The 13,971-nt window shown below is 55.7% G+C and carries 9 protein-coding genes; 7 read left to right on the top strand and 2 right to left on the bottom strand.

Going from position 1 to position 13,971, the window contains the following annotated elements; translation table 11 throughout:
• Positions 1-488: 488 nt before the first annotated feature.
• Both JTP09_RS09165 and JTP09_RS09160 read left to right on the top strand, forming a co-directional pair.
• A complete protein-coding gene (locus JTP09_RS09165; protein WP_204878162.1) occupies positions 489-1,451 on the top strand; it encodes a 3-methyladenine DNA glycosylase in 963 nt (320 codons plus the stop codon).
• A complete protein-coding gene (locus JTP09_RS09160; RefSeq protein ID WP_204878161.1) occupies positions 1,444-1,668 on the top strand; it encodes a hypothetical protein in 225 nt (74 codons plus the stop codon). Before JTP09_RS09165 ends, JTP09_RS09160 begins: the two co-directional genes overlap by 8 nt.
• Positions 1,669-1,737: 69 nt before the next feature.
• On the opposite strand, the gene JTP09_RS09155 is transcribed toward JTP09_RS09160, so the two are convergent.
• Together JTP09_RS09155 and JTP09_RS09150 are read right to left on the bottom strand one after the other, a co-directional pair.
• Positions 1,738-4,563, bottom strand: coding sequence for an S-layer homology domain-containing protein (locus tag JTP09_RS09155; RefSeq protein ID WP_204878160.1), 2,826 nt, complete (start codon positions 4,561-4,563; stop codon positions 1,738-1,740).
• A 188-nt stretch (positions 4,564-4,751) separates the two neighbouring features.
• Entirely contained in the window at positions 4,752-4,976 is a 225-nt protein-coding gene (locus JTP09_RS09150) for a DUF4126 family protein (protein WP_204878159.1), read from the bottom strand.
• Between the two features lie 200 nt (positions 4,977-5,176).
• Here JTP09_RS09150 and purS point away from each other — a divergent pair, with 200 nt between their 5' ends.
• From purS to JTP09_RS09125, 5 genes are all read left to right on the top strand, one after another.
• On the top strand, positions 5,177-5,428 hold the full coding sequence (gene purS, locus JTP09_RS09145; RefSeq protein ID WP_204878158.1) for a phosphoribosylformylglycinamidine synthase subunit PurS: 252 nt from the start codon (positions 5,177-5,179) through the stop codon (positions 5,426-5,428).
• A 3-nt stretch (positions 5,429-5,431) separates the two neighbouring features.
• Positions 5,432-6,244, top strand: a complete 813-nt coding sequence (gene purQ, locus JTP09_RS09140) for a phosphoribosylformylglycinamidine synthase subunit PurQ (protein WP_204878157.1) — start codon at positions 5,432-5,434, stop codon at positions 6,242-6,244.
• 29 nt (positions 6,245-6,273) lie between these two features.
• Positions 6,274-8,595: a phosphoribosylformylglycinamidine synthase subunit PurL gene (gene purL / locus JTP09_RS09135; protein ID WP_204878156.1), complete on the top strand. Its 2,322-nt coding sequence runs from the start codon at positions 6,274-6,276 to the stop codon at positions 8,593-8,595.
• Positions 8,596-8,893: 298 nt separating this feature from the next.
• Positions 8,894-11,350, top strand: a complete 2,457-nt coding sequence (locus JTP09_RS09130) for an HAD-IC family P-type ATPase (RefSeq protein WP_204878155.1) — start codon at positions 8,894-8,896, stop codon at positions 11,348-11,350.
• 439 nt (positions 11,351-11,789) lie between these two features.
• On the top strand, positions 11,790-13,892 hold the full coding sequence (locus JTP09_RS09125) for a glucose PTS transporter subunit IIA (protein ID WP_204878154.1): 2,103 nt from the start codon (positions 11,790-11,792) through the stop codon (positions 13,890-13,892).
• Positions 13,893-13,971: the final 79 nt, after the last annotated feature.

Raw genomic sequence — 13,971 nt, 5'->3', positions numbered from 1 at the left:
TCCCCATTGTTAGTTGCCTTTCCTGCAAATAAACTGTTGAGATAACCATGCAATCAGTATGAGTTGCCTCAACGCATCCGATGTCTATTTTTGGGCTGTGCGAACTTTCGACAGGAGTCGCTACAGGGGAGCTGGTGATTCGTCATGATTAAATTCCTTGCATCACGGAGGAGGCTAAGGTTTCTCCTTTTTCTGTGCGTCCTTTGCTATCTAGCAACGGGGATCAGCGCCTTGATTACCCACACTTACGCAGATGCCTATATGGGGGCGGGCTTCCTTACGCTGCAATTCTTTGTGCTAAGCCTTGCCTTCACTATTTGCCTCATCTCGTGGCTTTTATTATTTGTCGAAGCAACCGATCGAAACGTTGAGGGATGTTCAGAAGTTTGGCAGCGGGCTGAGGTTCTTGAGGGAAAACACACCCCTTTCATGTCGTGGGCGTCTTATCGCAGAGCAGTGAACTCACGAGCCAGACTAAACTTGTACCCATGACTTCTTCTACTTTCACCGTTTTACCCCGCAAGGATTGGGAAAAGCTGGCTGCCGCTCACGAGAAGCGCGCCAGCCGCTACGCTAATCCTTACGTTGAGCGGCGTAATCGTGGGTTGAAGCATCCGGTAGAGGACTTTCTTTTCACTTATTACACGCTCAAACCTGCCCAGCTCAAGCGCTGGCATCCGGGTGCGGGTGTAGTTCTTTTGGACGCGCCAGAGTACGCGAGCCAGAAGTTTTACCGGACACTTTCGGCACCTGAGTTAGAACAGTTAGGTCTTGATACCGACAGGGCGCATAGACTCGCTAGCCACAACAGCGCGGTCACCGTTGATATTCACGCTTTCTTAGAAAAGCGCGGCACTGCTGTTGATTTCACGCGCGAGATTCTGGGCAATACCGCGGCTAAGCCCGGCTATTTTGGTTGCTTTGGTATGCACGAGTGGGCAATGGCGTATAAATCTGTTGAGAACAATATTCGCCACGACTACCTTGATTTGCGTCTGGGAGCAGAGGGCACAGATGCTGTGGTTGAAAGCCACAAGATTCGCTGTTCTCATTTTGATGCTTTCCGGTTTTTTATGCCGCAAGCGACCCCTATGAACGAGTTGCAACCTACCCGCGAGACCCAGCGCGTCCTTGAGCAGCCTGCTTGTTTGCACGCCAATATGGATGTCTACAAGTGGGCGTACAAACTTCTGCCCTTGGTCTCATCAGAGTTGCTCATGGATGCTTTCGAACTTGCTTGGCAGGTGCGAGAACTTGATATGAAAGCAGCCCCTTACGATCTTGTTGATTGGGGTTATGAGCCGGTTAAGGTTGAAACCGCCGAAGGTAAAGCAGAGTATGTAAAGATTCAGCGTCAGTTTGCGCTGCGTTCAGTTCAGATTCGTAACCGCCTCTTACAGGTGGTTGTTGATTACCCCACTTCACTCAATTTTCAGGAGAGTTATGTCTGATTCCATGACTATTGCAGAGACCGCCGTGTACTTGGGCGTCAATGAATTCAGCGTAATGAGTTGGTTCGGTGAGGACGCGCTGGCCCAGGACGAGTCGGCACCGGGCATCCGCTTCACCCGCGCGTCTGTGGAGGCACTCAAAGAAGCACTGTATGAGAGAACCAGCGCCTCTGCCGGGCTGTTGCGAGATTTTCACGCCCATCAGTCTGGTCATTAAAAAGCTGCTGCACCTCGGTGATGAGGTGCAGCAGTTTTTATATCAGCGCTGTGAAAGTTCTAAGAACTCTTACATGGTCTCGTAGCGGTAAATGAACGCTGCCATTGCCGCACGCTGGATGGAGGAGTCGGGGCGGAAGGTGCCATCAGCCCAGCCCTTTGCGATGTTCTGCTGGGAGAACCAGCTGATTTCGCGGTAGAACATGTTGCTGTCCTTGACGTCGGTGAAAGGCGGAACGTAGTCAGCTGCTACTGCGGGTTCTCCTGCATAACGGTAGAAGAAGGCTGCAATTGCTGCGCGTTCGGTTGAGGCATCGGGGCGGAAGGTGCCATCTGACCAGCCGGTGGTGATGCCCTGGGCTGCCATCCACTCAATCTCTTTGTAGAAGAGGTGGGTGGTGGGTACGTCCTTGAAGGTGGGGGTTGCCGGGGCTTCGAACTCGGGTGAGTCTGCCATGCGGTAGAAGAAGGCTGCCATCGCACCGCGTTCAATTGACTCGGTGGGGCGGAAGGTGCCATCTGACCAGCCGGTGGTGATGCCCTGGGCTGCGAGCCATTCAATTTCCTTAAAGAAGGGGTAATCTTCTGGAACGTCAATGAATCGGGGTTCGCGAGGCTCCTGGGCGAGGTTGATGCGCTCCCCCGCAAATTCAACGGTCTGGGTGGTACCTGAAATCTGCGGTGAGACTTCAAAGACTGCTACCGGGTCAATGTAGCCGCGGGCGATGTCTTCAGCAGTGACAGTATGTACCGCGGTGGTGCAGTCGTAGGATGCCTGTGCGCCCAGGTTGCGGTAACGGCAGTTGGGTGCGCTATTGGGCAGGAATCCAGCGTCGAAGTTACCGGCGGTGGGCACCACGGTTACTGCGTAGTCGTTGGGGTTAGTGACCTTGAAGCTGTAGGCGATCTTGTCACCTTCTGCGTAGGTTTCCTGAGCCGGTGAGCTCATGGTGCCGGTGACGGTCAGTTCAGGGGCGACGGGGGTCAGATAAACACGTTCGCCCTTGTGCTCAACGGTAGTGGTGCGGCTAGCATCGGTACGAGAAGTGACGGTGAAGACCATCAGCGGTTCGAAGTAGCCACGAGCGATATCTTCTTCAGTAACGGTGTGTGAGGCAGTCTTGCACTCGTACATCGCGTCAACTGCGAGGTTGCTGTAGCGGCAGTTGGGCGCGATGGGCGGGAAGAAGCCCTGCTCAAAGTTGCCCGCGCTGGGTACGACGCTGACAGATTCATTCGAGGTGTTAGCAACGGTGATGTTGTAGTTAATCTTGTCGCCCACCTTGTAGGGGGTGGTGGTCAAATCGCGCGACTGCGGACCGGTTCCTGACACAGTAACGCCAAAGACGTAAGCTGCGGGGACTTTCACCTGGAAAGTACCGCGGGACTGCTTGCCTGTGGTGCTGGTGAAGACAGCGTCCATGCTAGCGTTGCGTGCTTCCTCGCTGGCGGTCAGTTCTACGTTCACGGTGCGGGTTTCACCGGCAGGGATCGCCTCAACAGTGACTTCGTTGGCGGTGAAGCCCTTGGAATCGTGAATGGTGACCTTGCCGCTGAGAGGGGTGTCTTCTTGGTTGGTGATGGTAACGGGAACGCTGGTGGTTTCGCCCGCTACTGCCTTAGTTTCATCAACGCTCACTGGCGCGCAAACGTAGTTCAGCCAGGCTTCATCGAAGGAGCCAAAGCGCATGTCATTCTTGTAGCTCGCCTCGTAGAAAACACCGAATGTGCCGTCTGAGAGGGCGGTTGCGGTGGAGTAAGCGCCGAAGCCGTCCTTGAACTGGCGGACGCTCGGCCAGGTTTCGCCGTCATCACACGAAACGCGAGCGCTCAGGTTAACGCGGGCGCTATTAGCGTTGTTGTTGGAGTTGGTGAATATCAGCTTCTTCGCATCAGCTGAGCCTTCGGGTGCGTCCGGGAACATGCGGGTGATTGAAGCGTTGTTCTTGGGGTCAGGTAGCGCGGTGTCAATTACGGTTTCGCCCCAGGTCTCACCGCTGTCATTGCTGATGATAACCTTGCGGTAGCCGGAGCCGTCAAAGTCGCGGGAGTTGAGCATGATGCGTCCGTCAGACAGCTCAACAATCTTGTTTTCGTCCATGCCGATGCCTGCGAAGCCACCGCGCTTCCAGGTGACACCGTGGTCATCGGAGTAGACGGTGTAGGCGCGGGTCTTTTCGCTACCATCGGGCATTTTGACCATGCCGGTGAACTGTTGCATGAGGCGACCCTTGTGCTCACCGTACTTGAGCTGAATACCCTCACCGGAGGTAGCGAAGGTTGAGCGGATATCACCCACTGCGGGCGCGCCTTCACCGTTGCCGGGCTTGACGATAGAGGTGATGTCGCGGGGCTCTGACCAGGTAACGCCCTGATCTGATGATTCAACCACAACCGCTGCCATGACGTTGGGGTTCTTACTAATGTCATTACCGTACTGGCTACCCCAGAAGCCCTGGTTCTTGCAGTACACGAAGAAGGCAAAAACCTTACCGCTTTCATGGTCTACAACGAATGAGGGGTCTGAGTAACCGTACTTCTGGGTGCCATCAGTACCGAGGTTGCCCTTGGCGATGAAGGTTGTTTCGCCCCAGGTCTGACCGTTATCAATGGAGCGACGCATGACGATGGAGTTGGGGTTGGGAGCATCTGCTGCGTTTGTCGGACGCCCGTCCCAGGCGGCAAGTACTACACCGTTACCGAGGTCTGCCAGCGCAGGAATTCGGTAGTTTGAAGAATCGCCGATCAGTTTTTCGGCGATGTTCTGCTCGGTGTATGTTCCGGGGTCGCCTGTGGCGGGGAGGATGGGGGCGGGTGTTGCCCCTGCAATACCTACACCGGTAAATAAGATGGTTGCGGCGAAAGGAAGAGCGGCAAACTTTCTGACATTTTTCACGAGTACGCACCTTTGCGACATGAGGGGTAAATACATATGGGCTGGACGTAACAAGACGTCCTACCTCCCAAGATAACGTAGTTCACATCACTTTCCCAGACCTCGGCAGATATTTCGCTCACCCTTTAAACAATAGGTACGGAAGGGAGCAGACCGCCCAGTCTGCCTCCCACCTCTTGTATGGAAGTCTAGAGAATTGTCACCGCGTCCCGGTATTTTCTGCGGCGCTTAAACTTTCTGATCTTCATGCCAACGAAGACGGCGGTGGCAACCAGAGCGATGAGGGCGATCAGCGGCAGGAAGATAGCAGCCAGCGAAAGGGCGATAGCACCGGCATCCTCACCGGTTGAGAACACGGGGACAGCGAACCCAGCGGACACCGCGTTGAGCAGGGGGCGCAAGCAAAGGCACATACGCATTCAGCCCAGCCGAAGCAGCAAGTCCCGTTCCTATCAGAAACTCCATGGTTTTATAGTACGCGATAGGAGCACAAGCACCCTTTGTACACCCACCTGCGAACCGCCCGGCACATATGGTTACCACCCCTAGCTTTTAAGTTAAGATGTAACTGGTCAATTGTTACCTTTTACGCACATCTAGGAGTGCCCACACTATGGCCCGTATTGTTGTTGACGTTATGCTCAAGCCCGAGATTCTTGACCCCCAAGGTAAGGCTATTGCTAACGAACTGCCCCGCATTGGTCTGAAGAATTTCACTGATGTTCGTCAGGGTAAGCGTTTTGAACTCACCGTTGAGGGTGAGGTAACTGAAGAGCTGTTGGCGCAGGCTCGTGAAGCTGCTACCGAGTTGCTGTCTAACCCCGTTATCGAGGACGTCGTCAACGTTGAAGCGCTGGAGGACTAAGTAATGGCTGAGTCTTTGGCTCCTACCGAAGTTCCCTTGGTGGGCGATTTTTCTACCGCACCGACCAATAGCGCGCTGGCTGATGTGCGCGTGGGTGTTATTACCTTCCCTGGCACTTTGGATGACCGCGACGCTGTGCGGGCGGTTACTCTTGCTGGTGGCACTGCCGTACCGCTGTGGTACAACGATACCGATTTGCAGAATGTAGATGCAGTTGTTGTGCCCGGCGGTTTTTCGTATGGTGATTACCTGCGTGCCGGTGCTATTGCGGCAAAGGCTCCGATGATGGAGAAGGTTGCTAAGGCTGCTTCTGCCTCTGGCACTTCTGGTTCATCGCCGCTGCCGGTGCTGGGTATTTGCAATGGTTTTCAGATTCTGACAGAGACCCACCTGTTGCCCGGTTCGATGATTAAGAACGATCACCGCAAGTTCATTTGCCGCGATCAGGTTCTTCGCATCGACAACAATGAGACTTTCTGGACTTCTGATTTTGAAAAAGGTCAGCAGATCGTTGTTCCGTTGAAGAATCAGGACGGTCAATACGTTGCGGACGCGCACACCTTAGAGGCTCTTGAAGCTGAAGGACGCGTGGTGTTCCGCTACGTTGGTGTGAACCCCAACGGTTCTCGCAATGACATCGCCGGTATCACCAATGAGCGCGGCAACGTGGTTGGCTTGATGCCCCACCCCGAGCACGCAGTTGAGCCCGGTTTCGGCCCTGATTCTTCTGGTTTCGGTGATGTTGCCCTGCGCGGTGGCGCTGATGGTCTGGGTGTTTTCACTTCTGTTCTCAACCAGCTGGTTTCTGCCCGCTAAGCTCTAGTTTCAAGGAAATTTATACTCTTATGAGCGAAAAGCAGTTTAATCTGGATACCGTCAAGAATGCGGCGGCTACCCCCGACGCCGAGCTGCCTTGGGCTGAGCTCGGTCTCAAAGAAAACGAGTTTGAAGACGTCAAGAAGATTCTGGGACGTCGCCCCACTGCCGCTGAGTTGGCGATGTATTCGGTGATGTGGTCTGAGCATTGCTCCTACAAGTCATCGAAGGTTCACCTGAAACAGTTTGGCGCTAAGGTCACCGATGAGATGAAGAAAGATCTCATGGTAGGCATTGGTGAGAACGCCGGTGTGACCAACATTGGTAACGGTTGGGCTGTTACTTTCAAGATCGAGTCGCACAACCACCCCTCCTACGTTGAGCCCTACCAGGGTGCTGCAACCGGTGTTGGCGGTATTGTGCGTGACATTATTTCGATGGGTGCGCGCCCGGTTGCTGTCATGGATCCCCTGCGTTTCGGCGCCATCGACCACGAAGATACCGCGCGCGTCCTACCCGGCGTTGTCTCGGGTGTGGGCGGCTACGGCAATTCACTGGGTCTGCCCAATATCGGCGGCGAAGTTGAATTCGACGAGTGCTACCAGGCAAACCCCCTGGTTAACGCGCTGGCTGTTGGCATCATGCGTCACGAAGACATTCGCCTGGCAAACGCTTCTGGTGTTGGCAACAAGGTTGTTCTCTTCGGTGCCCGCACCGGTGGCGACGGCATCGGTGGCGCGTCCGTTCTGGCATCAGAGTCATTCGATGACACCAAGCCTTCTAAGCGTCCCGCTGTTCAGGTGGGCGACCCCTTCGCTGAGAAGGTACTGATTGAGTGCTGTCTGGAGCTCTTTAAGAACTCCATTGTTGAAGGTATTCAGGATCTCGGCGCTGCCGGTATCTCCTGTGCAACCTCCGAGTTGGCGTCCAACGGTGACGGCGGCATGCACGTCGATCTGACCAAGGTACTCTTGCGCGACCCCACCCTGACTCCCGGCGAGATTCTCATGTCAGAATCCCAGGAGCGTATGATGGCTGTTGTCACTCCCGAGAACCTCTCACGCTTTGAAGGCATCATGGAGAAGTGGGACGTCGAGTACTCCGTACTGGGCGAAGTCACCGGCTCGGGTCGCCTGACCATCGAGTGGGACGGCGAAATCATCGTCGACGTTGACCCCAAGACCGTTGCCCACGACGGCCCCACCTATGAGCGTCCTTACGCCCGCCCAAAGTGGCAGGACGAGCTGCAGGCGAACCACTTCACCGGTTCGGAGGCGGACGCGCAGCGCCCCACCTCGGGAGGTGCCCTGGGCAATGCTGTACTGGAACTCATGGCAGGGCCCAATCTCTGCTCAAAGTCATGGATTACCAACCAGTACGACCGCTACGTGCAGGGCAACACCGCTCTGGCAATGCCCGATGATTCTGGTGTCATTCGCGTGGATGAAGAGACCGGTTTGGGTGTTGCACTGGCAACCGACTCAAACCCCCGCTTCACCAAGCTCGATCCCTATGAGGGCGCACGCGCGTCCTTGGCTGAGGCGTACCGCAACGTAGCAACCGTTGGCGCACGCCCCGTTGCTGTGTCTGACTGCCTGAACTTCGGCTCCCCCGAGGATCCCGATGTGATGTGGCAGTTCGCTGAAGCTGTGCGCGGTTTGGCAGACGGTTGTATGGAACTGGGTGTTCCCGTTACCGGCGGTAACGTTTCTCTTTACAACCAGACCGGCGAGCGCGCCATCAACCCCACCCCCGTGGTGGCGATGATGGGCGTGATGGACGATGTCACCCGCCGTACCCCCTCAGGCTGGTCTGATACTGAAGACGGTCAGGCTATTTACCTGCTGGGCACTACCCGCGACGAGCTGGACGGTTCGGAATGGGCACGTTTGAAGGGTCACTTGGGCGGTCAGCCTCCCAAGGTTGATTTGGCGTTGGAGCGCACCTTGGGCGATATGCTGGTGAATATGTCACGCGATGGCATGATTGACGCTGCGCATGACGTTGCTACTGGTGGTTTGGCTGCTACTTTGGTGGAGTCGTGCCTGCGTTTTGGCACCGGTGCCCGTATTGGTTTGGGGGAGGTCGCTCAGCGTGACGGTGTAGATATCTTCACTCTGCTCTTCTCAGAGTCTCTGGGACGTGTGGTTGTTTCTGTTCCTCGTTCTGAGGAAGTTCGTTTCAACGACATGTGTACCGCACGTAACTTCCCCACCGCTCGCATTGGTGTGGTTGATTCAGCATCAAATGCTTTGGAAGTTCAGGGCGAATTCTCTCTGAGCATCGAGCAGATGCGCGAAGCACATGAGGGCACCATGGCACGCTACTTCGGTGAGGTAGCGCAGGGCTAAGCCTCCCATCTCTTGCGAGAGGACACGTGTGCATCATAATCGGCATGATTTTGACGCACACGTGTCCTCTCGCGGTTGAGGGTTTGTTGCACCGGGGGCGTAGTGGTCTGCCGGCTAATCTCGTTCCTGGGAATGGTGACGGGCTACGGTGAGCGCTCTAAAATCTTCATAAGACACCCATTGCCACGGATGCGAAACACGCAAGGACGCCTCCGGCAGGTAAACTGGGCAACATGTAGGCAGGTTCTACGCGGCAGTTGTAAAGACACTTTTCGTTCAAAGGCAGGGCGCACATTCGATGGTAGCTACACACCGGGCAACAGATACGGAACTCGCTACCACCGGGCTTTCTGGTGACCAGGTGCAAGAACTTACCCGCGAGGGTAAGACGAACACAGTTGATACCAGTACCTCGCGCCCTGTGAGCGCGATTGCGCGTACCCACCTCTTTACTCTTTTTAATCTTGTGCTGGGGCTGTGCGGTCTTGCCGTTATTCTCTTGGGCAGATGGCTCGATATGCTCTTTCTGCTTGCGGCGGTCACCAACGTGGTGGTGGGTTTCGTTCAGGAATACTCAGCGAAGAAGAAGCTGGACGCGATTGCCCTTTTGCGCCGCGACCCGGCAACGGTGGTGCGTGATGGGGCGGTTCAGCAGGTTGCTCTGAATGAGCTGGTGCTCCACGATGTTGTGGTGCTTAAGCGCGGGGATCAGGTGCCGGCGGATGCGCGCGTCCTCACCTCTGACGGGTTAGATCTTGATGAATCGATGTTGACCGGTGAGAATGACCCGGTAGCTAAGAAGCCTGGTGATACGGTGCTGTCTGCGTCCTCAGTGGTTCATGGTACCGGTAGGGTGCAGATTTTTGCGGTGGGCAGTGAGTCCCACGCTAACAAGCTAGCGCATGAGGCACGTCAGTTCTCGCAGATTAGCTCTGAGTTGCGTGCCGGTATGGAGCGCGTGGTCAAGTGGATTACGTTCGCGCTGATTCCCATTATTGCCATTGTGGTTAACGGTCAGATGGTTGCCGCCGGTGGCTGGCAGTATGCTCTTGACAGCGGTGCGTGGCAGGACACCACCATTGTTGCTGTTTCGTCGATTGCCTCTATGATTCCGCAGGGGCTGGCGCTCATGACCACCATTTCTTTTGCGGTGGCGGCGGTGAAACTCGCCCAAGATGAGGTGCTCATTCAGGAGCAGCCTGCTGTTGAGGTACTCGCACGCGTTGATGTGGTGTGCTTCGATAAGACAGGTACCCTGACCGAAGGTGGAGTAGGGTTCAACGACGCGGTGGAGTTCCCCGGCGCGCCCTCCGGCTGGCAGCGGGCGCTGGCGTGGTTTGGTGCTGATGAGAACGCTAACCCCACCGCTGCTGCGCTGGGTGAAGAGTTCACTGAGGTACCCGCGCAACCGGCAGCCGCGACCATCGCTTTCTCATCAGCCCAGCGCTTCTCAGCCGTTGAGTTTGAAACCGGTGCCTGGGTACTTGGCGCGCCTGAAGCTCTGTTGCCCGCTGACTCGCCTGAGCGCGTCCGCGCCGCTAAACTTGCCGCTTCAGGTTTGCGCACCATGGTGCTCTCGCATGCCCCGTCCTTGCCGCGAGGAGCTGATGGCAAGGCGCTCACAGACAAGCCCGATGCTACCCCCGCGGTACTGATTACCTTCCGTGAGCAGGTACGCGCTGAGGCACCTGAGACGCTGCGTTACTTCACCGAGCAGGGCATTGACCTCAAAGTTTTCTCTGGCGATAACCCGCAAACCGTTGCTGCTGCCGCGCGTATCGCAGGTATGGATGTTGAAAACGGTGCTATTGATGCCTCAACCCTGCCCGAAAACGGCAAGGAGCTTGCTCAGGCAGCTTTGACCCACAATGTTTTTGGTAGGGTTTCCCCCAAGCAAAAGAAGAACATGGTGCTTGCCCTGCAGGAGGCTGGGCACACCGTGGCGATGACGGGCGATGGCATCAATGACGCCCTTGCCCTCAAACACGCCGATTTGGGTATTGCCATGGGTAATGCTGCCCCCGCAACTAAAGCCGTTTCACGCCTAATTCTCTTGGACGGACGCTTTGACCGTCTGCCATCTGTACTGGCTGAGGGGCGCAAGATTATTGCCAATATTGAGCGGGTCACCAACCTCTTCCTGACAAAAACCGGCTTCGCTATTGCCCTTGGTGTGCTGTTGGGTATTTTGTGCTGGAAGTTCCCGCTACTGCCCCGTCAGTACTCCACCGCTGACCTATTGATTGTGGGCGGCCCGGCCTTCTTCCTCACTATGATGCACAATACTCGCCGCTATGTTCCGGGCTTCTTGCAGCGTGCCCTGCACTTTGCGATTCCCAGTGCCTTGATTGTTGCTCTCACCCTGGTTGCCGTGAATTTTGTAGGACGCGCCCTCTTTGCCGAGGGCGTAGCGTCCGGTCAGCAGTTGCAGACGGCAACACTGATTACCCTGGTCTTGTTGGGTCTGTGGAACCTCACCACCGCCGTCCGCCCCCTCGATGCTAAGCGCGCCGCCCTGGTTGCTGCCATGTACGCAGGTTTGGCGTTGGCGGTTTTGGTGCCCGCTTCGCAGTGGTACCACCAGTTTGAGTTCCCCGCCGGTCAGCTTCTAACCACCTGCCTGGTTGCCGGTGTGGTCGGTAGCGTGCTGATTGAAATCAACTACCGCTACCACAAGCGCTGGATGCACCAGCACCACCCCGAGGCTGTTGAAGCTGCCCGCGAGGCTAGGGTTCACGCGGGCGGACGCGCCTAGCCGCTACAGCGCGCTGGGTTCACCGCCAGCGCAAAGCACACAATCTTTAGTGCAAGCGCTGCAAAAAGATGGGCATATTGCTTTCTTTTTCTTGCCCTTTAAAAAGCAGTGGAGTAGAATCATCACACGAAACGTAATCGGTGGCTACACCGGTTGCACAGTATTCATCAGGATTGTTACTGGTTAGCAGGCAAGACCTGAGTTGCTTACATTTTCAAGAGGAAAGTAGCCAAACGCTACTGCGCTCTTGAAACTTTTCACCTGAAAGCTCAAGCCCTCCCTCGCGGTGTGGTTCGTAGTTTTTCTTAGGTGGTGTGCCTCCCTCATGGTGAGGGCATACTACAGGTGTGAAAAGTCGAACGTTAGCAACTCGGGTCTTTTTGTTTTCTGCAACAGTTTTGATGCGATTTTTTGTTACTTCTTACAAGGAGAAATCACGGTGAATAATACCGAGATGGGTAAGAGGATCCTCGAAGGTCTGGGAGGCCCCGAGAATATCTCTCACTTCACCCACTGCGCTACCCGTTTGCGCGTTACCCCCAAGTCCAAGGCAGCAATTGATGCCAAGGCGATTGAGAACACCCCCGGTGTTCTTTCCATCATTGAGCAGTCAGGTCAGACCCAGGTTGTTTTGGGCGACAAGGTTGAATCTGTTTACAACGAGATGCAGAAGCTACCCGGCATGAATCATGTAGGTGAAAGCGCCGCCGCTAACGATGCCAACGAAAAGAAGGCGTCCCCCTTGACCCGTGTCTTCGACGTTCTGTCAGATTCATTCCGCCCCGTGCTCTGGGCACTGCTGGGTACCTCAATGATCCTGACCCTGATCGTGTTCATGCAGCAGCTGGGCTTCTTTGGTCAGTACACCGACCTCACCGGCGAAAGCGTTAACATCGACATTGTGAATGGCCCGCGTCTTGCTGATGCTGACGCGGCAGCAGCGATGCTCAATGAGTGGCGAGCTGCCTTCCCCTTCTGGTTCATCATGCTGGCAGCCTCCCTGTCTGTTCTGCAGTTCATGCCCATCATGCTGGGTGCGACCGCGGCTAAGCGTCTCGGTGCCAACATGTGGGTTGGTGCAGCTATTCCCGCAGCTCTGATGACCGGCACTTTTCAGGGCTTTGCAGACATCGCTGTAGACGGCGTTGTCCGTGTTCCTTTCTTGGGTCTTGATCTGCCTCTCTACGTTATGAACTACACCGGTCAGATTTTCCCGCCCCTCTTCGCCGCGGCTCTGCTAGCGCCCCTGGAGCGCTTCTTAAAGAAGGTCATCCCCACCATGCTTCACATGGTTTTCGTGCCCATGATTTCTGTGATGATTCTGGTTCCCCTAACTGCCTTCCTCATTGGCCCCATCGGCATCAAGTTCGCGCTCGGTATCTCTGACTTCATTGGCGGCGTCAATGAAGTTGCTCCCTGGCTGGTAGGTGGCGTTATCGCCGGTCTCTACCTGTTTATGGTTCCCCTGGGTCTGCACTGGCCCCTGAACGCTGTCATGATTAACAACCTGCAGACCACGGGCACTGACTTCATCCAGTCCCCCATGGGCGCTTACAACTTCGCTGTTTTCGGTGTTGTTACCGGTGTTGCTATCGTGGCTCGCCGCAACAAGGAACTCCGCCAGACCGCCGTTGGTGCAGCCGCCTCCGGTCTGCTCGGTGGTATCTCTGAACCCTCCCTGTACGGCATTGTTCTGCGTTACAAGCGCGTCTTTCCCCTGATTCTGGTTCCCGCGATTATCGGTGGTGCTACCATCTCAGCTCTGGGTGTTAAGTCCTACGCTTTCGCCTTCACCTCTCTGATTTCTATTCCTGCTATGCAGCCCTGGTACCTCTACATGGTTGGTCTGGCTATCGCCTTCTTCGGCGCTATGGCAGGTGTACTGATTTTCGGCTACGAATCAAAGAGCCAGAAGACCGAGCCTGAGGCAGCAGCTGTTGGTGCCCCCGTAGTAGCAGGTAACGCCGCTGTTGTTGACCCCGTAGAGACCGGGGCCCCTGTAGCTACTCCCACTGAAACCGCAGCAGCTCACACCACTGCACACGGCACCGCGGCAACCGCATCCGCGCAGCCTGCAGCTGCCGGTGATATTATCACTCTGACCGCGCCTCTTGAAGGACGCGCGATTCCTCTGGCTGAGGTTCCCGACCCCATCTTCGCAGCAGCGAAGCTCGGTAAGGGTGTCGCCATTGATCCCAGCGGCAACACCGTAGTGGCTCCTGCTGATGGCAAGATCATCGCAACTCCCGCGTCAGCTCACGCTGTGGGCATCAAGCTGGATTCCGGTGTTGAACTGCTCATTCACGTGGGTATCGATACCGTGAACCTCGGTGGCGAAGGTTTCACCGTGAAGGTAGCTAAGGGTGAGCGCGTTGTTGCTGGCCAGGAGCTGATTGTTTTCGATCGCTCTGTAATCGAGAACGCTGGCTACCCGCTGGTTACCCCGGTTCTGGTGACTAACACTGTGAAGTTCGACGATGTTGAGGGTTCAACCGGTGCTGTCACCATCGGTGATCAGCTGCTGAAGATTACTACCAAGTAACTAGTAGCTTTTCCCGCACAAAATTGTGCAATTTTTGTTTGATTCTCCAAGAGAAAAGAACAAAAATTGCACAATTTTT

The organism is Rothia sp. ZJ1223, from assembly GCF_016900985.1.
Taxonomy (GTDB): Bacteria; Actinomycetota; Actinomycetes; order Actinomycetales; family Micrococcaceae; genus Rothia.
This window is presented reverse-complemented; position numbering and strand designations above follow the sequence as displayed.